Source organism: Sphingobium sufflavum (genome assembly GCF_021403115.1).
GTDB lineage: Bacteria > Pseudomonadota > Alphaproteobacteria > Sphingomonadales > Sphingomonadaceae > Sphingobium > Sphingobium sufflavum.
Map to the genome: position 1 here is coordinate 219,104 of NZ_JAJSSH010000002.1, position 21,270 is coordinate 240,373.

31 protein-coding genes are annotated in these 21,270 nt (G+C 63.7%); 26 read left to right on the forward strand and 5 right to left on the reverse strand.

Annotated features, from left to right (window positions below; genetic code table 11):
• Positions 1–13 precede the first annotated feature (13 nt).
• The 5 genes from LWE61_RS04240 to hisN all read right to left on the reverse strand — a co-directional run bounded on the left by LWE61_RS04240 (position 14) and on the right by hisN (position 5,575).
• The gene (locus LWE61_RS04240) at positions 14–1,315 is read right to left on the reverse strand and encodes a sensor histidine kinase (RefSeq protein ID WP_326490607.1); all 1,302 of its coding nucleotides are present in this window, start codon (positions 1,313–1,315) and stop codon (positions 14–16) included.
• 96 nt (positions 1,316–1,411) lie between these two features.
• On the reverse strand, positions 1,412–2,077 hold the full coding sequence (locus LWE61_RS04245) for a response regulator transcription factor (protein WP_234148790.1): 666 nt from the start codon (positions 2,075–2,077) through the stop codon (positions 1,412–1,414).
• Between the two features lie 27 nt (positions 2,078–2,104).
• Positions 2,105–2,470 (reverse strand): hypothetical protein, encoded by a 366-nt coding sequence (locus LWE61_RS04250; RefSeq protein ID WP_407696188.1) that lies wholly within the window; start codon positions 2,468–2,470, stop codon positions 2,105–2,107.
• A 164-nt stretch (positions 2,471–2,634) separates the two neighbouring features.
• Positions 2,635–4,566 carry a glycosyltransferase family 2 protein gene (locus LWE61_RS04255; protein WP_234148792.1) on the reverse strand — a complete coding sequence of 644 codons (1,932 nt, stop codon included), beginning with the start codon at positions 4,564–4,566 and terminating at the stop codon, positions 2,635–2,637.
• Positions 4,567–4,786: 220 nt separating this feature from the next.
• Positions 4,787–5,575, reverse strand: coding sequence for a histidinol-phosphatase (gene hisN, locus LWE61_RS04260; RefSeq protein ID WP_234148793.1), 789 nt, complete (start codon positions 5,573–5,575; stop codon positions 4,787–4,789).
• 117 nt (positions 5,576–5,692) lie between these two features.
• Here hisN and LWE61_RS04265 point away from each other — a divergent pair, with 117 nt between their 5' ends.
• The 26 genes from LWE61_RS04265 to rpmD all read left to right on the forward strand — a co-directional run bounded on the left by LWE61_RS04265 (position 5,693) and on the right by rpmD (position 21,148).
• The gene (locus LWE61_RS04265; RefSeq protein WP_234148794.1) at positions 5,693–6,466 is read left to right on the forward strand and encodes a hypothetical protein; all 774 of its coding nucleotides are present in this window, start codon (positions 5,693–5,695) and stop codon (positions 6,464–6,466) included.
• 124 nt (positions 6,467–6,590) lie between these two features.
• Positions 6,591–6,842 (forward strand): hypothetical protein, encoded by a 252-nt coding sequence (locus tag LWE61_RS04270; RefSeq protein ID WP_234148795.1) that lies wholly within the window; start codon positions 6,591–6,593, stop codon positions 6,840–6,842.
• Positions 6,843–7,159: 317 nt separating this feature from the next.
• On the forward strand, positions 7,160–7,531 hold the full coding sequence (gene rpsL, locus LWE61_RS04275; RefSeq protein WP_234149063.1) for a 30S ribosomal protein S12: 372 nt from the start codon (positions 7,160–7,162) through the stop codon (positions 7,529–7,531).
• 18 nt (positions 7,532–7,549) lie between these two features.
• Complete coding sequence (gene rpsG, locus LWE61_RS04280; protein WP_234148796.1) at positions 7,550–8,020, forward strand: 30S ribosomal protein S7; 471 nt, start codon at positions 7,550–7,552, stop codon at positions 8,018–8,020.
• Positions 8,021–8,205: 185 nt separating this feature from the next.
• Positions 8,206–10,299, forward strand: coding sequence for an elongation factor G (fusA, locus tag LWE61_RS04285; RefSeq protein WP_234148797.1), 2,094 nt, complete (start codon positions 8,206–8,208; stop codon positions 10,297–10,299).
• A gap of 142 nt (positions 10,300–10,441) precedes the next feature.
• Entirely contained in the window at positions 10,442–11,632 is a 1,191-nt protein-coding gene (tuf, locus tag LWE61_RS04290; RefSeq protein WP_234148798.1) for an elongation factor Tu, read from the forward strand.
• A gap of 140 nt (positions 11,633–11,772) precedes the next feature.
• Complete coding sequence (gene rpsJ, locus LWE61_RS04295) at positions 11,773–12,084, forward strand: 30S ribosomal protein S10 (RefSeq protein ID WP_129403764.1); 312 nt, start codon at positions 11,773–11,775, stop codon at positions 12,082–12,084.
• 212 nt (positions 12,085–12,296) lie between these two features.
• Positions 12,297–13,055 carry a 50S ribosomal protein L3 gene (gene rplC / locus LWE61_RS04300; RefSeq protein ID WP_234148799.1) on the forward strand — a complete coding sequence of 253 codons (759 nt, stop codon included), beginning with the start codon at positions 12,297–12,299 and terminating at the stop codon, positions 13,053–13,055.
• A gap of 3 nt (positions 13,056–13,058) precedes the next feature.
• Positions 13,059–13,682: a 50S ribosomal protein L4 gene (gene rplD / locus LWE61_RS04305; protein ID WP_234149064.1), complete on the forward strand. Its 624-nt coding sequence runs from the start codon at positions 13,059–13,061 to the stop codon at positions 13,680–13,682.
• Positions 13,675–13,989 (forward strand): 50S ribosomal protein L23, encoded by a 315-nt coding sequence (locus LWE61_RS04310; RefSeq protein ID WP_234148800.1) that lies wholly within the window; start codon positions 13,675–13,677, stop codon positions 13,987–13,989. Before rplD ends, LWE61_RS04310 begins: the two co-directional genes overlap by 8 nt.
• A gap of 12 nt (positions 13,990–14,001) precedes the next feature.
• A complete protein-coding gene (gene rplB / locus LWE61_RS04315) occupies positions 14,002–14,838 on the forward strand; it encodes a 50S ribosomal protein L2 (protein WP_234148801.1) in 837 nt (278 codons plus the stop codon).
• Between the two features lie 3 nt (positions 14,839–14,841).
• The gene (rpsS, locus tag LWE61_RS04320) at positions 14,842–15,117 is read left to right on the forward strand and encodes a 30S ribosomal protein S19 (RefSeq protein ID WP_234148802.1); all 276 of its coding nucleotides are present in this window, start codon (positions 14,842–14,844) and stop codon (positions 15,115–15,117) included.
• On the forward strand, positions 15,117–15,503 hold the full coding sequence (gene rplV / locus LWE61_RS04325) for a 50S ribosomal protein L22 (protein WP_234148803.1): 387 nt from the start codon (positions 15,117–15,119) through the stop codon (positions 15,501–15,503). Before rpsS ends, rplV begins: the two co-directional genes overlap by 1 nt.
• A 4-nt stretch (positions 15,504–15,507) precedes the next feature.
• Positions 15,508–16,224 carry a 30S ribosomal protein S3 gene (gene rpsC, locus LWE61_RS04330; protein WP_234148804.1) on the forward strand — a complete coding sequence of 239 codons (717 nt, stop codon included), beginning with the start codon at positions 15,508–15,510 and terminating at the stop codon, positions 16,222–16,224.
• Positions 16,225–16,251: 27 nt separating this feature from the next.
• Entirely contained in the window at positions 16,252–16,683 is a 432-nt protein-coding gene (gene rplP, locus LWE61_RS04335) for a 50S ribosomal protein L16 (RefSeq protein ID WP_234148805.1), read from the forward strand.
• A 3-nt stretch (positions 16,684–16,686) separates the two neighbouring features.
• Entirely contained in the window at positions 16,687–16,887 is a 201-nt protein-coding gene (gene rpmC / locus LWE61_RS04340; RefSeq protein WP_234148806.1) for a 50S ribosomal protein L29, read from the forward strand.
• A 10-nt stretch (positions 16,888–16,897) separates the two neighbouring features.
• On the forward strand, positions 16,898–17,161 hold the full coding sequence (rpsQ, locus tag LWE61_RS04345) for a 30S ribosomal protein S17 (RefSeq protein WP_234148807.1): 264 nt from the start codon (positions 16,898–16,900) through the stop codon (positions 17,159–17,161).
• Between the two features lie 165 nt (positions 17,162–17,326).
• Positions 17,327–17,695, forward strand: coding sequence for a 50S ribosomal protein L14 (rplN, locus tag LWE61_RS04350; RefSeq protein WP_234148808.1), 369 nt, complete (start codon positions 17,327–17,329; stop codon positions 17,693–17,695).
• On the forward strand, positions 17,695–18,006 hold the full coding sequence (gene rplX / locus LWE61_RS04355) for a 50S ribosomal protein L24 (protein ID WP_234148809.1): 312 nt from the start codon (positions 17,695–17,697) through the stop codon (positions 18,004–18,006). The genes rplN and rplX overlap by 1 nt, the downstream gene beginning before the upstream one ends.
• Positions 18,006–18,581, forward strand: coding sequence for a 50S ribosomal protein L5 (rplE, locus tag LWE61_RS04360; RefSeq protein ID WP_234148810.1), 576 nt, complete (start codon positions 18,006–18,008; stop codon positions 18,579–18,581). The genes rplX and rplE overlap by 1 nt, the downstream gene beginning before the upstream one ends.
• Before the next feature lie 52 nt (positions 18,582–18,633).
• Complete coding sequence (gene rpsN / locus LWE61_RS04365) at positions 18,634–18,939, forward strand: 30S ribosomal protein S14 (protein ID WP_234148811.1); 306 nt, start codon at positions 18,634–18,636, stop codon at positions 18,937–18,939.
• Positions 18,940–18,951: 12 nt separating this feature from the next.
• Positions 18,952–19,347 (forward strand): 30S ribosomal protein S8, encoded by a 396-nt coding sequence (rpsH, locus tag LWE61_RS04370; protein WP_234148812.1) that lies wholly within the window; start codon positions 18,952–18,954, stop codon positions 19,345–19,347.
• Entirely contained in the window at positions 19,347–19,880 is a 534-nt protein-coding gene (gene rplF, locus LWE61_RS04375; protein WP_234148813.1) for a 50S ribosomal protein L6, read from the forward strand. The genes rpsH and rplF overlap by 1 nt, the downstream gene beginning before the upstream one ends.
• 1 nt (position 19,881) lies before the next feature.
• Positions 19,882–20,235: a 50S ribosomal protein L18 gene (gene rplR, locus LWE61_RS04380; protein ID WP_234148814.1), complete on the forward strand. Its 354-nt coding sequence runs from the start codon at positions 19,882–19,884 to the stop codon at positions 20,233–20,235.
• Positions 20,236–20,237: 2 nt separating this feature from the next.
• On the forward strand, positions 20,238–20,963 hold the full coding sequence (gene rpsE / locus LWE61_RS04385; RefSeq protein WP_234148815.1) for a 30S ribosomal protein S5: 726 nt from the start codon (positions 20,238–20,240) through the stop codon (positions 20,961–20,963).
• Between the two features lie 5 nt (positions 20,964–20,968).
• Positions 20,969–21,148, forward strand: coding sequence for a 50S ribosomal protein L30 (gene rpmD, locus LWE61_RS04390; RefSeq protein ID WP_234148816.1), 180 nt, complete (start codon positions 20,969–20,971; stop codon positions 21,146–21,148).
• Positions 21,149–21,270 lie beyond the last annotated feature (122 nt).

Below are 21,270 nucleotides of genomic sequence, written 5' to 3' on the forward strand. Positions count from 1 at the left end.
ATGGGGACGGAATTCACGCCCTCGGCAGGCAGAGGCGCACCATCAGTCCGCCCAGATCCTCGCTCTCGTCCAGAGCGACATCGCCGCCATAGATTTCCGCCACGTCCCGCACGATGGCGAGGCCGAGGCCCGTGCCCGGCTTGCCCGTGTCCAGCCGCGCGCCCCGGTCGAAGATGCGCTCCCGCTCGGCGGGTGGGATACCGGTGCCGTCATCCTCCACCAATATGTCGATCATGTGCCCGCGCTGCGCCACGGTGACGAAGACGCTACCACCGCCATATTTGGCCGCGTTCTCGACCAGGTTGCCCAGCATCTCCTCCAGATCCTGCCGCTCCACGCGCACCGCCGCCTCCTGATCGCCGTCGCGGTCGATGCGGGTGTCGGGATAGAGGCGGGAGACGGCCCGCTCCACCGCTTCGAGCGAGGGCCAGACCTGCGCCCGCGCCTGCGCCGCGCCCCGCCGCCCGACGGCGCGGGCGCGGGCGAGGTGATGGTCGATCTGCCGCCGCATCGTTGCCGTCTCGCGCAGCACCGTGGGGGCGAGGTCCGGCGAGTTGGCGCCCGCCGCATTCATCACCACGGTCAGCGGCGTCTTGAGTGCATGGGCGAGGTTGCCCGCATGGGTACGCGCTTCCTCCGCCTGCTGCTCGACATGGTCCAGCAGGCCGTTGAGTTCGTCGACCAGCGGACTGACTTCGCGGGGCAGGGGTTCGGTGATCCGCGCCTTCTCCCCGTCGCGCATCCGGGCGATCTCCTGCCGGATCTTGCGCAGTGGACGGATGCCGTAGAACACCTGGAGCGCGGCGAGGATGACGAGGCCGATGCCCAGCGCGGCGAAGCTTTGCGTCAGGGTGGTCCGCAGCGCCTTGATCTGCGCGTCGAGGCCGCCGCGCGCCTGCGCCACGATGAAGATCCAGCGCGTCTTGCTGCCCGGCAGGATCACCTCCTGCTGCATGACGCGCAGCGCCTCTCCGGGGAATTCCGCGCTGTCATGCGCGCTGAAATCGGTGGTGCCAGGCGGCGAAACGCGCAGCGCCCGGTCCCACAGCGACCGCGACCGCCAGTCCTCATGCCCCGTGCCGCTGATCTGGTAATAGAGGCCGCTGGCGGGTTCGAGGAACCGCTGGTCCGCCAGCGGGCGGTTGAACAGCACCTCTCCCTCCGGCCCGATCTCGGCGGAGGAGATCATCGCGGTCAGCACATAGTTGAGGCCGTCATCGAAACTGCGCGTGACGGCGCTCACCAATATACGGTCCAGCCCGACGCCGCCGCCGACCAGCAATATGCCGATCCACAGCGCCGCGATGCCGATCATGCGCCGGCTCAGCGAGCCGGTGGAGCGGACCGGCGGGGTGGGGATCAGGTCGGTCATGCGGCCTGCATCTGCACATCGAATCTGCGGACAGGGTGATTAATGCGCCGGTTCGTCGAGGCTGTAGCCAAGCCCGCGGATGGTGGAGATGACGTCCGCCCCCAGCTTCTTGCGGATACGCGTGACGAACACTTCGATCGTGTTGGAATCCCGGTCGAAATCCTGATCGTAAATATGCTCGATCAACTCGGTGCGGCTCACCACCTTGCCCTTGTGGTGGAGGAGGTAGGAGAGCAGTTTATATTCCTGCGCCGTCAGCTTCACCGGCTCGCCCTTCAGCGTGACCCGGCCCGACCGTGTGTCGAGGCGTACGTCGCCCGCGATCAGCTCGCTCGACGCATTGCCCGATGCGCGGCGGATCAGGGCGCGCAGCCGGGCGATCAGCTCCTCCGACTGGAAGGGTTTGGCGAGATAATCGTCCGCGCCCGCGTCCAGCCCCGCCACCTTGTCCGACCAGCTGTCGCGGGCGGTGAGGACGAGGACGGGGAAGGCGCGGCCTTCCTTGCGCCAGCGGTCGAGCACGGTCAGCCCGTCGATCTCCGGCAGGCCGAGGTCGAGGACCACTGCGTCGTAATTTTCCGAGGAGCCGAGGAAATGCCCGTCCTCGCCATCGGTAGCGAGGTCCACGGCATAGCCCGCCCCCTCCAGCGTGGCCTTGAGTTGCGGTCCGAGGGTGGGTTCATCCTCGACGATCAACAGACGCATGCGTCCCTACTCCCAATAATAATCTGATTAGCGGCCTGCCCAGCCGATTATGTCGCCTGTCCGGCCGTCCACATCAACCCACACGACGTTGCGGTCGCGCATATATTTCAGGCGATAGCGGTTGCGGTCGGGCAGGAATTCCGATCCCAGATAGTCCGCATCGCCGCCCATCTGCGCCTCCACCCGGCGTTTGAGCACCGAGAAAGGCATGACATTGCCGTTGAGCATGGCGCGGCGTGCCGCATCCTGATCGCCGCGAAAGCGACCGGGCGGCAGGGCGGCCGGTCCCGATCCTGCCGGTCCCGACGAAGGCTGGGCCGAGGCGGTGATGGAGATCCCGTCCGCTGCCAGCGTGGCGGCGAGCGCCAGGATCGCAAGACGCTTTTTCATCATGATTGTCATGACATAGCGCGGGGGCATTGAACAGCCGCTGAATGGAGCGGTCGGCGGCGGTTCATTCTGGTCCCTTGTCACCGGTCGCTGTCACCGGTCCCTGTTTCCGCTCCTCGTCACCCGTCTTTGCGATTCCGGCGTACCGGTGCCGGAAAGCCCGATGGTCAGGTGGTCGCCTCACGCACCGCCGTCACATCGGCCGCCACGGGGCCGGACGTCCCTATCTCCTGCCGCGCATGACGGATCGCCATCGCCGCCATATAGGGCGCGCAGAAGAAGCGAAACGCCATGGTCGCAAAGCCGAAGGCGATCAGCAACGCCATTTCGAAACCCAGCGCAGGGGCCAGCAGCAGCGCGCCGATGGTGAGCAGCACATGCGCGCCGCCCAGCACGGTTTCCGGCACGGTGGAGGCGAAGGGCGACGGATCGGCCGCCTCCAGCGCGAACTTTGGCGTCCGCCGCCACGCCAGCGGCCGCTTCGACAGCCCGGCCACCCCCGCCAGCAGCACGACATAGGTCAGCGACATGCGGGCGATCTCGCCATGCAGCACATCCTTGACCGACGTGCTGCCCGACAATTGATAGCGCAGGCTGGTGCGGATCCACCATGTCACCGCGCCCACCATCATCAGCAGCCAGGAGACATTGGGGATGTCGATCGGTTCGAAATTGTCGGTCGCCAGCGCAAAACCCAGCGCGCATGTGCCCGCAAAGGCGCTGGCCAGTCCCAGCAGTGTCTGCACCGGATAGATGCAGCGCAACACCTCCAGCACCTTGGTCCAGCCCGGCATCGCGGGGGCCAGCGGGGCGGGCAGGAACAGCCGCCAGTGGCGGCGCAACTGTTGCACCGGCCCGGCGGTCCAGCGGAACCGCTGCTTCTTGTAATCGTCGAACGTGTCGGGGATCAGGCCGCGACCGAATGTCTCGCCCAGGTAAATGCCTTCATAGCCGACCGCGCGCAGGCGGACGCTGACCTCCGAATCCTCGGTCAGGCACCACTCGGCCCAGCCGCCCGCCTTGCGTAGCGCCTCGGTGCGCAGGATGCACATCGTCCCGATGGTGAAGGCCCCGCCATATTCGCTGACGCCCGGCATATCGATCTTGTTATTGGGCATATACTCCCAATAGCAGGCGCTTAAGTAGTCGCTGTTCTCATAGTCGCGATAGTCGTGCGGGGTCTGGACATAGCCGATCGCCGGATCGTCGAAGAAGGCGACGAGGCGGGACAGGAAGTCGGGGCGCGAATAGTAATCCGCGTCGATCACCGCGATCAGGTCCGCATCGTCGGCCATCTGCCCGTCGAGCAGATAGTTGAGCGCCCCCGCCTTCGCGCCCGGCAGGGGAGCCACATGGAAGAAGCGGAAATGCTCACGGCCAAGGCGCTTGTTCAGCAGCGCGCAATGCGCCTCCAGCGGACGCCATAGCGCCTCGTCCTGGGTGTTGTTGTCGATGACGCACACTTCATAATTGTCATAGTGCAGTGCGGCGAGGCGGTTCATCGTCTCCTTCACCACTTCCGGCGGCTCGGCATAACAGGGGAGCTGGATCGACACCTTGAACCGCTGCTCGGCGGAGAAGGGGGCGGGCGCGGCCGTCGGCAGGCGCCACAGATGATGGGTCAGCAGAGCCTCGCGCGCGACGCGGGAGGACAGGCCGACCGTGAACATCGCGATGGACCCGAACAGGCCGAGATTGGCGAGTTGTTCGATCCAGCGCGGAAATTCGGCCTCCGCGATGAAGTGATGCGTCCACAGCGCGCCGACCGCGATGCCCAGCGTCTCCGCCGTCAGCCAGATGGTGCCCGGCATGCTGAGCCGGGGCACGAAATAGCAGGCAAAGGCCGCCGTCGCGAGGAACAGCGCATAGATGGGGAGGACGCTGACCACATCGCCGAACAGCAGCCCGGCGGCGAGCAGGGCGGTCGTGGACGCCCCGGCCAGTTCGACCGCCTCGTCGATGGCGGGCCGGTCCTGCGGCTGCCCCTGCTGGGACGGGTCCACACGGAAGGTACGGGCCATCAGCCAGGCGGCGATCAGTCCGACAAAGGCCAGGAACAATAAGGACGAATCGAATGTCGATCGGGAAAAGTCGAACAAATGCGGACCCACTTCCTGTTTCAGAGCTGCGAGCCGCTGCTCTGCCGGAGCGGTTACGCACTGAAATGCTTCACAGGGGAAATTGTCGCGATGGTGCAACAGCGAATGCGGTAAACGGTGCGTTTGCCACCTTGCGCTGAAGTTTCGCTGCGCCGCAATTGGAAAAAGTCGTGGGTCCGGCGGCTAGAGCGGGTTTGATCGCACCGTGAACGAGGGGCGTTCAGCCATGGTCATGGCCGCCATGGTGCAGCGCCTCCAGCACATCGTCCAGCCGGGCGGGATCGCCGATGGCGATGACCTGACCGTCGCTGGCGTCGGTGATGGGGTCGCCGTTCCAGTCGCACATGCGCCCGCCCGCGCCCTCCACCACCGGCACCAGTGCGGCGATGTCGTGCAGTTTCAGGCCGCTCTCGACCACGATGTCGATATGGCCGGACGCCAGCAGCGCATAATTATAGCAGTCGCCGCCCCACACCGTATCTTTGCACTGACCCGCCAGAATGGCGAAATGCTCGCCCGTGCAGCCTGCGAAATATTGCGGCCCGGTGGAGGCGAGGATGGCCTGGTCCAGATCGCGGCAGCGGCGGGTGCGGGTGAGCCGGGTGCCCAGCAGGGTCGGCTTGCCCATCGCGCCGATCCAGCGTTCGCCGGAAATCGGCTGGTCGATGATGCCCAGGATCGGCCAGCCGTCCTGCATCAGCGCGATCAGCGTGCCGAAGATCGGGCGGCCCGCGATGAAACTGCGCGTGCCGTCAATGGGGTCGAGCACCCACTGGCGGCTGGCCTCTCCCCGCGTCGCGCCGAATTCTTCGCCGATGATGCCGTCGGCGGGCCGTTCCGCATCCAGCAGCGCGCGGATCGCCAGTTCGGCGGCGCGGTCGGCCTCCGTCACGGGGGAGGCGTCCGCCTTGTCCTCTATCTCGTAAGGCGCGCGGAAGAAGGGGCGGATCGCCGCGCCCGCCGCATCGGCAAGGGCATGGGCGAGAGCGATGTCGTCGGAAATGGCCATGGCGGAGCATTGGCGGAGGTCGTCGCGGCGCGCAAGCGGGGAGGGCGATTCGCGCGATCGCCGCCGGATCATTTTTGAGAGGCGCCATTCATCGCGAACCAGTATAGAGGCGCCCGCATGCCCTCCCTTCTTCCGACGAGACTGGCCCTTTCCCTCGCGAATCGGGTGCCCGACTACGCCCGGCTCACGCGCAGCAGCGTGGCCCTGATCGCGACCATCCTCGTCCATCTCCTGCTGTTGCTGATCCTGTTGCTCAGTCGCGGGCAGCCGGTCGTGAAGCAGGAGGAGCGCGACCTGATGACCTTTTCCGTCACGCCGGACCCGGCAAAAAAGGACGCCGGGGCGAAGACGAAGCAGCCGGAGAAGAAGGCCGCGCTACAGGCCGCCGCACCTCCTGCGGTCAAGCCCGTCGTCACGCCCGATCCCCCGCCGCAGGTGGCCGCGCCGTCGATCATCCCCATGACCCGCGATGCCTTTGCAGCCAGCAATATCGCCAACCTGCCCTCCCATGGCAAAAGCGCCGGGTCGGCAGGAGCGGGGTCGGACAGCGCGCTGGCGTCGGGACCAGGGCAGGGGCCGGGCGGCGTGCAACTCTATGAGGCGGAATGGTATCGTCGGCCCAGCGACATGGAACTGGCCGGCTACCTGCCGGCGGAGCGGCCACCCAATGGCTGGGGGCTGGTCGCCTGCAAGACGGTCGAGAATTTCCATGTCGAGAATTGCCAGTCGCTGGGCGAATCGCCGCCGGGGTCGGGCTTTGCGCGCGCGGTGCGGCAGGCGGCATGGCAGTTTCTCGTTCGCCCACCCCGCATCGACGGCCGGGCGCAGGTGGGCGCATGGGTCCGCATCCGCATCGACTATAGTCAGCGCGAACGCACGGGACCGGAATAGCGCCCGATGCGGGGACAGTCATTTCAGCCTCCGCCCGTTCGAACCCCGCCGCATTAACCCCCACCGTATTTAACCCGTGCCGTCCGCTGCCGTTCTCAGCGTCGATGCCCGATTCCGATTCCCGATGCGCCTGATCGCCTGGCTCCTGACGCTGATCTTTGGATTGGCGGGCCTTGCCCTGCGCGAACAGGGCGGGATTCCCTTTGCCTTCCAGATCGGCACCGGCGCGCTGATGCTCGCTGCGCTGTCCTGTCCTCTGGTCTGGGCGCCCGACACCGGCCTGCTCGCAGGGCTGTGGCCGACCCGCAAGTTCCGGGTCATGTCAGGCCTTGCCCTGATCCTGGCGACGCCGCTGATCCTGCCCTGGCCCTTCTGATCGTGTGACAGGGGCAGGGGAGGAGGTGCACGCCCTCTGCCTTGCGCGTCCTACGCCATCGCCACGCCGTCCACGTCGTCATCCCCCATGATCGCCGCCGCCCCGCTTGACCCTGTGATGGCCCCCGGCTATAGGGCGCGCCTGCCTCGCGGCCCGACTCCGGTGTTTGCGAGACGAAGCAGAGCTTGAACATTGCCTATGTTGCTCGTGGGCCTGGGAGTTTCCTGTGGGAAACTGCCCGGCTTTTGCCGTTTGGAGATTGGCTCCTGCCGGCATGGGTTTCAGACGGTAAAGTAACTGAGAAGGTGAAGGGCTTCATGCCAACAATTAATCAGCTGGTCCGCAAGGGCCGCGAGCCGCAGAAGGCCAAGTCCAAGGTCCCTGCGATGGACGCAAACCCGCAGAAGCGTGGCGTTTGCACCCGCGTCTATACGACGACCCCGAAGAAGCCGAACTCGGCTCTGCGTAAGGTGGCCAAGGTCCGTCTGACCAACGCCCGTGAAGTCATCACCTATATTCCGGGTGAAGGCCACAACCTGCAAGAGCATAGCGTCGTCCTGATTCGCGGCGGCCGTGTGCGAGATCTTCCCGGTGTCCGTTACCACGTCCTGCGCGGCGTGCTCGACACACAGGGCGTCAAGGATCGCAAGCAGAGCCGTTCGAAGTACGGCGCGAAGCGTCCGAAGTAAGGCTGGGGAGAACAAACTATGTCACGTCGTCGTCGCCCAGAAAAGCGCATCATCCTGCCCGATCCCGTGTATCACGATCAGGTTCTGTCCAAGTTCATGAACAGTGTCATGCTCGACGGCAAGAAGTCCGTCGCTGAAGGCATTGTCTATGGCGCTCTCGAAGTTGTCGAGAACAAGGCCAAGAAGGACCCCATCGGTCTGTTCCATGACGCGCTGAACAATGTGAAGCCGGGCATCGAAGTTCGCAGCCGCCGCGTCGGTGGTGCGACCTATCAGGTTCCCGTCGAGGTTCGTCCCGAGCGTGCACAGGCTCTGGCGATCCGCTGGCTCATCACCGCCGCGCGTGCGCGGTCGGAGACGACCATGGCGGCCCGCCTGTCGGGTGAACTGCTCGATGCGGCCAACAATCGCGGCAATGCCGTGAAGAAGCGCGAAGACACGCACCGCATGGCGGAAGCGAACCGCGCCTTCTCGCACTATCGCTGGTAATCCGGCGCTGGTGACAGCTATCGGGATGAGGGCTTTGCGGTCCTCATCCCCTTACCGTTTCTCCCGCGCTTGACGCGGAACTGTCATTCTTCAGGACGAAGGGGCAGGGGGCTTGAAGGCCCGGACGGACGATATTCAAAGACTTTCAAGAACGCACCGCCGGACATCGGCAATGGAGTAAGACCATGGCACGCGCTCATCCGCTCAACCAGTATCGTAACATCGGCATCATGGCGCACATCGACGCCGGCAAGACGACGACGACCGAGCGCATCCTTTTCTACACCGGCAAGTCCTACAAGATCGGCGAAGTCCATGACGGCGCCGCCACCATGGACTGGATGGAGCAGGAGCAAGAGCGCGGCATCACGATCACGTCCGCCGCGACGACCTGCTTCTGGCGCGCTGAAGAGGGCAAAGGCCCTGAGCATCGCATCAACATCATCGACACCCCCGGCCACGTCGACTTCACGATTGAAGTCGAGCGTTCGCTGCGCGTGCTCGATGGCGCGGTTGCCTGTTTCGACGGCGTTGCTGGCGTGGAGCCGCAGTCGGAGACGGTGTGGCGTCAGGCCGACAAGTACGGCGTGCCGCGCATGTGCTTCATCAACAAGCTCGACCGCACCGGCGCGAACTTCAAGTACTGCGTGCAGTCGATCATCGACCGTCTGGGCGCCAAGCCCGCCGTGCTCTACATTCCGATCGGCCTCGAAGCCGACCTGAAGGGTCTGGTCGATCTGGTCAACAACCGCGCCATCGTCTGGAAGGACGAGGCGCTGGGCGCCGAATTCTTCTATGAGGAAATCCCGGCCGACCTGGTGGACGAGGCCGCCGAATATCGCGAGAAGCTGATCGAGCTGGCCGTCGAGCAGGACGATGCCGCGATGGAAGCCTATCTGGAAGGCAATGAGCCTGACGTCGCGACGCTGAAGGCGCTGATCCGCAAGGGCACGCTGAACCAGTCGTTCGTTCCCGTCTGCTGCGGCTCGGCGTTCAAGAACAAGGGCGTGCAGCCTCTGCTCGACGCCGTGGTCGACTATCTGCCTTCGCCGCTCGACATTCCTGACGTGCAGGGTGTCAAGATGGACAGCGATGAGCCGGACAGCCGTCCCGCCACCGACGACGCGCCCTTCTCGGCGCTCGCCTTCAAGGTCATGAACGATCCGTTTGTGGGCAGCCTCACCTTCATCCGCATCTATTCGGGTACGCTCGTCAAGGGCACCTACCTGAACTCGGTGAAGGACAAGAAGGAGAAGGTCGGCCGCATGCTCGAAATGCATGCGAACGAGCGTAAGGACGTGGACGAAGCGTTCGCGGGCGACATCATTGCTCTCGCGGGCATGAAGGAAACCACGACCGGCGACACCATCTGCGCCGAGCGCCAGCCGATCGTGCTGGAGCGCATGGAATTCCCGGAGCCGGTCATCGAGCTGTCGGTGGAACCGAAGACCAAGGCCGACCAGGAGAAGATGGGCATCGCGCTCAACCGTCTCTCGGCAGAGGATCCCTCGTTCCGCGTCTCGACCGACCACGAATCGGGCCAGACCATCATCAAGGGCATGGGCGAGCTTCACCTCGACATCATCGTCGACCGTATGAAGCGCGAGTTCAAGGTCGAGGCCAATGTCGGTGCGCCGCAGGTGGCCTATCGCGAATATCTCGCGAAGCCGGTGGACATCGACTACACCCACAAGAAGCAGTCGGGCGGCACCGGCCAGTTCGGTCGCGTGAAGGTGAAGGTCACGCCGGGCGAGCGCGGTTCGGGCATCATCTTCAAGGATGAGATCAAGGGCGGTAACATTCCGAAGGAATATATCCCCGCGATCGAAAAGGGCTTCCGCGAGACGGCGGCTTCGGGTTCGCTGGTCGGCTTCCCGATCATCGACTTCGAGATCCTGCTCTATGACGGTTCGTATCATGACGTCGACTCGTCCGCCCTGGCGTTCGAAATCGCCGCCCGCGGTGCGATGCGCGAAGTGGCGCAGAAGTCCGGCATCAAGCTGCTCGAGCCGATCATGAAGGTGGAAGTGGTGTCGCCGGAGGAATATCTCGGCGACGTGATCGGCGACATGAACAGCCGCCGTGGCCAGATCCAGGGCACCGACACCCGCGGCAACGCGCAGGTCGTCGAGGCCATGGTGCCGCTGGCGAACATGTTCGGCTATGTGAACCAGCTGCGCTCGTTCACTCAGGGCCGGGCGAATTACTCGATGTTCTTCTCCCACTATGACGAAGTCCCGGCGAACGTCGCGGCTGAGGTCAAGGAGAAGCTGGCCTGATCGGGATGAGGGGCGTCGCTTTGACGTCCCAAGGCCCAACTACAGGCTGGATTTATGGAAATTAGCTGCTATGGACGCGCCTTCGCAAGGCGCGGCCTTGGCGGTCAGACACCCACGCTGTATGGACAGAAGGTAGAGAGAAATGGCGAAAGCTAAGTTTGAGCGGAACAAGCCGCACTGCAATATCGGCACCATCGGTCACGTCGACCATGGCAAGACCTCGCTGACCGCAGCGATCACGAAGGTTCTGGCCGAGACCGGCGGCGCGACCTTCGTTGACTATGCCAACATCGACAAGGCTCCCGAAGAGCGCGAGCGCGGCATCACCATCTCGACCGCGCACGTCGAGTATGAGACCGAGAAGCGTCACTACGCACACGTCGACTGCCCCGGCCACGCTGACTATGTGAAGAACATGATCACCGGCGCTGCGCAGATGGACGGCGCGATCCTCGTCGTGTCCGCGACCGACGGCCCGATGCCCCAGACCCGCGAGCACATCCTGCTCGCCCGTCAGGTCGGCGTGCCGCAGATGGTTGTGTTCATGAACAAGGTCGACCTGGTCGACGACGCTGAAATCCTCGAGCTGGTCGAGCTGGAAATCCGCGAGCTGCTGTCGTCCTACGACTTCGACGGCGACAACATCCCCGTCATCCCCGGCTCGGCCGTGAAGGCTCTCGATGGTTCCAACGACGAGATCGGCAAGAACGCCGTTCTGAAGCTGATGGAGTCGGTCGACAGCTGGATCCCGCAGCCTGAGCGTCCCGTCGATCGTCCGTTCCTGATGCCGATCGAAGACGTGTTCTCGATCTCGGGCCGTGGTACGGTTGTGACCGGCCGCGTCGAGACCGGCATCGTCAAGGTCGGCGAGGAAGTCGAGATCGTGGGTCTGAAGGACACGCGCAAGACCACTGTCACGGGCGTTGAAATGTTCCGCAAGCTGCTCGATCAGGGTGAAGCTGGCGACAACATCGGCGCGCTGGTTCGCGGTGTTGGCCGTGAAGACGTCGAGCGCGGCCAGGTTCTCTGCAAGCCCGGTTCGATCAAGCCGCACACCGAGTTCACCTCGGAAGTGTATGTGCTGTCGAAGGACGAGGGTGGTCGTCACACGCCGTTCTTCGCCAACTATCGTCCGCAGTTCTACTTCCGCACCACGGACGTCACCGGTGAAGTTCTGCTTCCCGAGGGCACCGAGATGGTGATGCCCGGCGACAACGTGCAGCTCGGCGTCAAGCTGATTGCGCCCATCGCCATGGAGCAGGGCCTGCGCTTCTCGATCCGCGAAGGTGGCCGTACGGTCGGTTCCGGGGTTGTGGCGTCGATCACAAAGTAATATACGCGCCCGACCGGCGGATCACGCAGTGATTCGCCGGTCGGTATTTCACCGCTTCGCTTTGGGGTCTGATGGCCGGATGGCTCGACCCTGCTGAGTGAGGCGGTTTTGTTTTTGGCTCTTTCGCATCGGTAGTGGACATGGAAACGCAGAATATCCGCATTCGCCTGAAGGCCTTTGATCACCGCGTGCTCGATCAGGCTACTGGCGACATTGCCGACACCGCCCGTCGCACGGGCGCCCTTATTCGCGGTCCTATTCCGCTGCCGACGCGCATTGAGAAATTCACGGTCAACCGTGGCCCGCACGTCGACAAGAAGAGCCGCGAGCAGTTCGAGGTCCGCACCTACAAGCGTATGCTTGACATTGTGCAGCCGACGCCGCAGACGGTCGACGCGCTGATGAAGCTGGACCTCGCTGCCGGCGTGAACGTCGAGATCAAGCTGGCCTGATAGGCTGACGCGATAAGGGATACCGCACAGTTCGCTGTGGTCCTGGTCCCCCGTCGCCCTTCCATCGTGAAGGGCATCCGACCCGGACGGGGTGATCGAAAATTTGGGTTGGCCGCTTTGGGGGATTCTCCGGGCGGTTTTGTCGTTGGATACGCCCGCCGTTTCTCCCTTGTTTCTCTGGGATGGGCCGGGCCTCTATGGGAGAATTGATCATGCGTACTGGCGTGATCGCGAAAAAAGTCGGGATGACCCGCCTGTTCCAGGATGATGGCCGCCATGTGCCCGTCACCGTTCTGGCACTCGAAGGCAATCAGGTTGTCGCGCGTCGCGAACTCGATCGGGACGGCTATGTGGCTGTCCAGCTTGGTGCAGGTGTCGCCAAGGCCAAGAATGTAGCTAAGCCGCAGCGCGGCCACTTCGCCAAGGCGGAAGTGGAGCTGAAGGCTCAGCTCGTGGAATTCCGTGTCGCCGAGGATGCTCTCCTCGATGTCGGTTCGGAAATCTCCGCAGACCATTTCATCGCCGGCCAGTTGGTCGACGTTTCGGGGCATACGCAGGGCAAGGGCTTTGCGGGCGCCATGAAGCGTTGGGGCTTCGGCGGTATGCGCGCCACCCACGGCGTGTCCATCAGCCACCGTGCCCATGGTTCGACGGGTAACCGTCAGGATCCAGGTCGCGTCTTCAAAAACAAGAAGATGGCCGGTCACATGGGTGATCGTGAGCGCACGCAGCAGAACCTTGAGATCGTCCGCACGGACGTCGAGCGGGGCCTGCTGTTCGTCAAGGGCAGCGTTCCCGGTTCCAAGGGAACCTGGCTGACCGTTCAGGACGCCGTCAAGGTTGCCCGTCCGGCTGACGCGCCCTATCCCGCCAGCCTGAAGCTGGCTGCGAACAACAATGCCGCTGCGGCCGCCGATACGCCTGCTGAAGAAGCTGCGGCGCCTGAAGCGACCGAAGGCCAGGAGGGCTAAATGGTGAAACTGTCCGTTCAGACCCTCGACGCCAAGAGCGTGGGCGATGTCGAGCTGCCCGAAGCCGTGTTCGGCATCGAGCCGCGCGCTGACATCCTGCACCGCGTTGTCACCTGGCAACTCGAAAAGCGCCGTAACCCGGCATCCGGCACCCGCGAACGTTCCGACGTCGCGCGCACCGGCAAGAAGTTCGGTCGCCAGAAGGGCGGCGGTACGGCGCGTCACGGCGATCGCCGCGCCCCGATCTTCATCGGCGGTGGTAAGGCTCATGGTCAGCGCACCCGCGTATTCGGCCATGACCTGAACAAGAAGATCCGCGCCCTCGGTCTCCGCATGGCGCTGTCCGCGAAGGCGCAGGCCGGCACGATCACCATTCTCGACAATCTTGACGTCAAGGACGGCAAGACCCGCGAGCTGGTGGCGAACCTGGCCAAGCTGAACCTGAACAAGGCTCTGTTCATCGACGGCGACGCCGTGAACATCAGCTTCGCAAAGGCTTCCGCGAACATCGTCGGTGTCAATGTGCTCCCCGCCGTCGGCGCCAATGTCTATGATATCCTGCGTGCCGACAGCCTGGTGCTGACGCGCGCCGCGATCGAAAAGCTGGAGGCGCGCTTCAATGGCTAAGAACGAGACCAAGGCCGTGGACAACCGCCACTATGACGTGGTGCTTGCTCCGCACATCACGGAGAAAGCCACGCTTCTCTCCGAGAACAACGCCGTTGTCTTCAAGGTCGCGAAGGACGCGTCGAAGCCTGAGATCAAGGCTGCCGTGGAGGCGCTGTTCGGCGTCACCGTGCTCGGCGTCAACACGCTGATCGCCAAGGGCAAGACGAAGCGCTGGAAGGGCAAGCCCTACAAGCGCACCGACGTGAAGAAGGCTGTCGTCCGCCTGGCCGAAGGCCAGTCGATCGACATCACCACCGGTATTTGAGGCGCGAGATAGATGGCACTCAAGCATTATAACCCGACGAGCCCGGCCCAGCGCGGCCTGATCCTCGTCGACAAGTCCAGCCTGCACAAGGGCAAGCCCGTCAAGGCGCTGACCGAGGGCAAGCACCGGACTGGCGGCCGCAACAACAAGGGTCATGTGACCTCGCGTGGTATCGGTGGCGGTCACAAGCAGCGGTATCGCATCATCGACTTCAAGCGTCGCACCTGGGACGTGGAAGCGACGGTCGAGCGTCTGGAATATGACCCCAACCGCACCGCGTTCATCGCGCTCATCAGCTATCCCGACGGTACGCAGTCGTACATCCTGGCCCCGCAGCGTCTCGCTGTCGGCGACAAGGTGATCGCCGCGAAGAAGACCGACGTGAAGCCGGGCAACGCGATGGAATTGGGCCAGATGCCGGTCGGCACCATCATCCACAATGTGGAGATGAAGCCGGGCAAGGGCGGCCAGCTCGCCCGTTCGGCGGGCACCTATGCCCAGCTCGTCGGTCGTGACCGCGGCATGGTCATGGTTCGCCTGAACTCTGGCGAGCAGCGCTACATTCGTTCGGACTGCATGGGTACTGTCGGTGCCGTGTCCAACCCGGACAATGCCAACCAGAACCTGGCGAAGGCCGGTCGCAACCGCTGGCTGGGCAAGCGTCCGCTTACCCGCGGCGTTGCAAAGAACCCGGTCGACCATCCGCACGGCGGTGGTGAAGGCCGGACCTCCGGTGGTCGTCATCCTGTGACGCCCTGGGGCAAGCCGACCAAGGGCGCGCGCACGCGCTCCAACAAGTCGACCGACAAGTTCATCATCCGTTCGCGTCACGCGAAGAAGAAGAGGTAAGCGATGGCTCGCTCCGTATGGAAGGGTCCGTTCGTGGACCTTCATCTGCTCAAGAAGGCGGAAGCCGCGCAGGACAGCAATGGCCGTGCACCGATCAAGACCTGGTCGCGTCGCTCCACCATTCTGCCCCAGTTCGTTGGCCTCACCTTCTCCGTCTACAACGGTCGCAAGCATGTTCCCGTTTCGGTGAATGAGGACATGGTCGGCCACAAGCTGGGTGAATTCGCGCCGACGCGCTACTTCCCCGGCCACGCCGCCGACAAGAAGGGCAAGCGCTGATGGGCAAGGAAAAATCTCCCCGCCGCGTCGAGGCCAATGAGGCTCTCGCTGTTGGTACGCAGATCCGCGGTTCGGCTCAGAAGCTGAACCTGGTCGCTGCCCTGATCCGCGGCCGTACGGTCGAGGACGCGCTGAACGTGCTGACCTTCTCCAAGAAGGCCATGGCGGTCGACGTTCGCAAGGTGCTCGCTTCCGCGATCGCCAACGCGGAGAACAACCACAATCTCGACGTCGACTCGCTGGTCGTCGCGGAAGCATCGGTTGGCAAGAGCTTCACCATGAAGCGATTCCACACCCGTGGCCGTGGCAAGTCGACCCGGATCCTGAAGCCCTTCAGCCGCGTGCGCATCGTCGTTCGTGAAGCTGCTGAAGAAGCGGAGGCGTAAGAACATGGGTCACAAGAGCAATCCGATCGGTCTGCGTCTTCAGATCAACCGCACCTGGGACAGCCGCTGGTATGCGGAAGGCCAGGACTATGGTCGTCTCCTTCTTGAGGATCTGAAGATCCGCAAGTTCGTGATGAAGAGCCTGCCGCAGGCCGCGATCTCCAAGGTCGTGATCGAGCGTCCGGCCAAGCTGTGCCGCGTCAGCATCTATGCTGCCCGTCCCGGCGTCATCATCGGCAAGAAGGGCGCTGACATCGAGAAGCTTCGCCGGAAGCTGGGCGAGATGACCGCGAGCGACGTGTCGCTGAACATCGTCGAGATCCGCAAGCCGGAGATCGACTCCAAGCTCGTCGCGCAGGGTGTTGCCGACCAGCTTGAGCGTCGCATCGCCTTCCGTCGCGCCATGAAGCGTGCGGTTCAGTCCGCCCTGCGTCTCGGCGCAGAGGGCATCAAGATCACCTGTGGTGGCCGTTTGGGCGGCGCGGAAATCGCGCGGACCGAATGGTATCGCGAGGGTCGCGTTCCGCTGCACACGCTGCGCGCCAACGTGGATTATGCCGAGGCCGAAGCCCACACCGCCTATGGCGTGTGCGGCATCAAGGTCTGGATCTTCAAGGGTGAGATCCTCGGCCATGATCCGTTGGCACAGGACCGGTTGATGCTGGAGGCACAGACCTCCGGCGTTCGTCCGGCGCCTGGCGACCGCCGTCCGCAGCGTTGAACGAATTGAAAAGGTAGGCAAAGCGTCATGCTGCAACCGAAGAAGATGAAGTTCCGCAAGACCTTCAAGGGCCGTATCCACGGCTTGGCGAAGGGCGGCACGGACCTCAATTTTGGTTCTTATGGTCTCAAGGCCATGGAACCGGATCGTCTCACCGCGCGTCAGATCGAGGCGGCTCGCCGCGCGATCACGCGCCATATCCGCCGTCAGGGCCGTTTGTGGATCCGCGTGTTCCCCGACGTGCCTGTGTCGAAGAAGCCGGCCGAAGTCCGTCAGGGCAAGGGCAAGGGTTCGATCGAATATTGGGCAGCCCGCGTTAAGCCGGGTCGCATTCTGTTCGAACTCGACGGTGTTCCCGGACCCCTCGCAGCAGAGGCCTTCTCGCGCGCCGCGATGAAGCTGCCGATCAAGACGAAGGTCGTCGCCCGCCTCGGCGACACCTCGCATCTGGGAGCGTAAGCCATGAGCAACGCAGCCGATTTCCGCGCCAAGAGCGACGACGAACTTTCGAACCAGCTCGGCGAGCTGAAGCGCGAGCAGTTCAACCTTCGCTTCCAGGCGGCAACGAACCAGCTCGAAAAGGCCAGCCGCGTGCGCGAAGTGCGTCGTGACATCGCCCGTATCAAGACGTTGCAGGGCGAACGCGCCCTCGCAGCGAAGTAAGGAGGACACGATGCCCAAGCGCGTGCTGACGGGAACCGTGGTTTCCGACAAGGGTGATAAGACGGTGGTCGTCAAGGTGGAGCGTAAGGTCAAGCACCCGCTCTACGGCAAGATCATTCGCCGTTCGAAGAAGTATCACGCCCATGACGAGGCGAACGCCTATCATGAGGGTGAGACGGTCCGCATCGAGGAGACTGCGCCGATTTCCAAGCTCAAGACCTGGAAGGTCATCGAGCGGGTGGATACGCACAAGTCGCCAGAGGTCGCGGCCTGAGCCAGTCAGTGGCCTGAAAGTTCGAAGGCATGAATGCGGGGCTGGCCTTTTCCGTCAGGAGAGGTTACAGGCCCGCTCTTCGTGCATCGAATCTTCCGGGTTGAGGCATGAATTCGGAACCGCCGGGTATCGTCCCGGTAGGCCAAATGAGAAGGAACCGGATCAATGATCCAGATGCAATCCAATCTCGACGTCGCTGACAACAGCGGCGCCAAGCGCGTCCAGTGCATCAAGGTGCTGGGCGGATCGAAGCGTCGCTTCGCGGGCGTGGGCGACATCATCGTCGTGTCCGTCAAGGATGCGGCCCCTCGTGGCAAGGTCAAGAAGGGCGACGTTCATCGCGCCGTGATCGTGCGCACCGCCAAGGACGTTCGTCGTCCCGACGGCAGCGTGATCCGCTTCGACGGCAATGCGGCCGTGCTGGTCAACAAGAATGCGGAGCCGATCGGCACGCGCATCTTTGGCCCCGTGGTTCGTGAGCTGCGCGCGAAGAACTTCATGAAGATCATTTCGCTCGCTCCCGAGGTGCTGTAATGAGCGCTGCAAAGATCAAGAAGGGCGACACTGTCGTCGTGCTCGCGGGCAAGGACAAGGGCCGTACCGGCACCATCCTCCAGGTTCTTCCCAAGGAAGACCGTGTCGTGGTTGAGGGCGTTAACGTCCACGCCCGTCACCGCAAGGCCGACCAGGCGAACCCGCAGGGCGGTATCGAGCGCAAGCCGGCACCGCTGCACGTTTCCAACGTCGCCATCGCCGGCGCGGACGGCAAGGCCACCCGCGTTCGTTTCGAGGAGCGCGACGGCAAGAAGGTCCGCGTGGCCGTCAAGTCCGGGGAGGTCATCTGATGGCGGACAAGTATATCCCGCGTTCCAAGTCGCTTTATAACGACACGATCATCGCGGCGTTGACCGAGAAGTTCGGCTACAAGAATGTGATGCAGATTCCCCGGATCGAAAAGATCACGCTCAACATGGGCGTGGGCGAAGCGACCCAGGACAAGAAGAAGGTCACGCAGGCCGCCGAGGAAATGGAGCTGATCGCCGGCCAGAAGCCGGTCATCACCAAGGCGAAGAAGTCGATCGCACAGTTCAAGCTGCGCGAAGGCATGCCCATCGGTGCGAAGGTCACCCTTCGTCGCGAGCGCATGTATGAGTTCCTCGACCGTCTGGTGACGATCGCCATGCCCCGCATCCGCGATTTCCGTGGCCTGAATGCAAATTCCTTCGACGGCCGTGGCAACTATGCCTTCGGTATCAAGGAACAGATCATCTTCCCGGAGATCAACTATGACCGCATCGACAAGGTGCGCGGCATGGACATCATCGTGACGACGACGGCCCAGACCGACGATGAAGCGCGCGAACTGCTGCGCCTCTTCGGTTTCCCGTTCCCCGTCGAAGAGGAGAAGCAGGCCGCCTGAAAAGGCGGCCCGGCTTCTCCTTCCACTACTTAAGAGGAAGAGAACTTAAGTCATGGCGAAACTGAGTTCCATCAACAAGAATGAGCGTCGCAAGCTGCTGGTCAAGAAATATGCCGGCAAATATGCGAAGCTGAAGGCGATTGCGGCTGACACGTCGCTCGACGATGGCGAGCGTCTGATTGCTCGTCTCAAGCTGGCGGAAATCCCGCGCAACGGCAACCCCACCCGCATCCGTAACCGGTGCGAGCTGACCGGCCGTCCCCGCGCTTATTACCGCAAGTTCCGGCTTTGCCGTATCCAGCTGCGTGATCTGGCCAACAAGGGCCTGATCCCCGGCGTTACGAAGTCGAGCTGGTAAGGAACCCAAGATATGGCATTGACCGATCCCCTGGGTGACATGCTCACCCGCATCCGTAATGGCCAGCAGGCGAAGAAGGACAGCGTCCTTTCGCCCGCTTCCAAGCTGCGTGCACGCGTTCTCGACGTGCTCCAGCGCGAAGGCTATATCCGTGGCTATACCGAGGAGGCGCTGGGCGCCCACCCCGGCCTGCGCATCGAGCTGAAGTATTTCGAGGGCCAGCCCGCCATCAAGCATGTGGCGCGCGTCTCGAAGCCCGGCCGCCGCGTCTATTCTGGTTCGAAGGATCTGCCGGTCGTTCGCAACGGTCTGGGCATCACCATTGTCTCGACGCCTCGCGGTGTTCTGTCCGACGCGGAAGCGCGCGAGCAGAATGTCGGCGGCGAAGTGCTGGCGGAGGTATTCTGATGAGCCGCATCGGTAAAAAGCCGGTCGCGATCCCCGCTGGGGTGACGGCGACCATCGAGGGCGGCCAGCTCTCGGTCAAGGGCCCGAAGGGCGCCCTGACCCTGGCGCTGCGCGACGAGATCAGCTACGCGGTGGAGGAGGGCAGCATCTCGGTGCAGCCCGCCAACGCCACCAAGCAGGCTCGCGCTTTCTGGGGTATGCAGCGTACGCTGGTCCAGAACCTCATAACCGGCGTGACCGAGGGCTTCTCCAAGAAGCTGCTCATCACCGGCGTCGGTTATCGCGCTAACTCCCAGGGCAAGACGCTCAAGCTTCAGCTTGGCTACAGCCATGACGTCGACTTTGATGTGCCGGAAGGCATCGAGATCAAGACCCCGGATAACACCACGGTCGAGATCAGCGGTATCGACAAGCAGAAGGTCGGCCAGGTAGCCGCCGAGATCCGTCGCTGGAGGAAGCCGGAACCCTATAAGGGCAAGGGCATCAAGTACGACGGCGAATTCATCTTCCGCAAGGAAGGGAAGAAGAAGTAAGATGGCAAAGCTTTCTACCTTTGAGCGGCGTCGTCGCCGCGTTCGCACCGCCCTCAAGGCACGTGCAGGCGGCAAGCCCCGTCTGTCCGTCCACCGTTCGGGCCGTCACATCTATGCTCAGGTCATCGACGATGCGGCTGGCCGCACCGTTGCTGCCGCCTCGACGCTCGACAAGGACGTGCGCGGTACGACTGGCGCGACGGCTGCTGCCGCCGCCGAAGTCGGCAAGCGCGTTGCCGAAGCGGCGACCAAGGCCGGTATCAAGGCTGTCGTGTTCGATCGCGGCGGTTTCCTTTTCCATGGCCGCGTCAAGGCGCTGGCCGATGCCGCCCGTGAGGGCGGACTGGAGTTCTGAGCATGGCTGACGAAAACACCATCGAGGGCGCAGGCCCGGCCGTAGAGGCAGATGCAGCCGCCGCTCCCGCAGCGACGGAAGGTCGTGGTCCGCGTGGCGGCCGTGGCGGCCGTGGCGGCAACGACCGCGGCGGGAACAACCGTGGCGGCCGTCGTGACGATCGTCGCGGCAATCGCAACGAGGACGATGGCGGCGAGGAGTTCATCGAGAAGCTCGTCCACATCAACCGCGTGTCGAAGACGGTCAAGGGCGGTAAGCGTTTCGGCTTTGCTGCGCTCGTCGTTGTCGGCGACGGCAAGGGCCGTGCAGGCTTCGGCCATGGCAAGGCGCGCGAAGTGCCCGAGGCGATCAGCAAGGCGACCGCCGCTGCCAAGAAGGCAATGGTTCGCGTTCCGCTGAAGGAAGGCCGCACGCTGCACCATGATGGCCTCGGCCATTTCGGCGCCGGCAAGGTGACGGTGCGTTCGGCTCCCGCCGGTACGGGCATCATCGCAGGCGGCCCGATGCGCGCTGTCTTCGAGAGCCTGGGCGTGGCCGACGTCGTGACCAAGTCCAACGGCACGTCGAACCCCTACAACATGATCCGGGCGACCTTCGCGGCGCTGGGTGAGCAGACCAGCCCCAAGGCCGTCGCACAGCGTCGCGGCAAGAAGGTTGCGGACCTGCTGCGTCGTGGTGGTGCCTCTGCCGAGGTCGCACAGGCCGACGCCGAAGCGATTGCGGAGTAACAGACATGGCGAAGATCAAGATCAAGCAGATCGGTTCGCCGATCCGTCGCCCTGAGAGCCAGAAGAAGATTCTGATCGGCCTCGGTCTGGGCAAGATGAACCGGGTGGTCGAGCTGGAAGACACGGCGGAAGTCCGCGGTGCCATCCGCAAGCTGCCCCACATGGTTCAGGTGGTCGAGGGCTGAACGCCCTGACAGCGTGAAATCGAGCGGAAGAGGGGGAAACCCCTCTTTCGTTTTTTGAGGAAGGGCGCTATGGGCGCGCTTCCGAAACCCCGGCGCAGGCTGGGGTCTTCCTCCGCCGATGC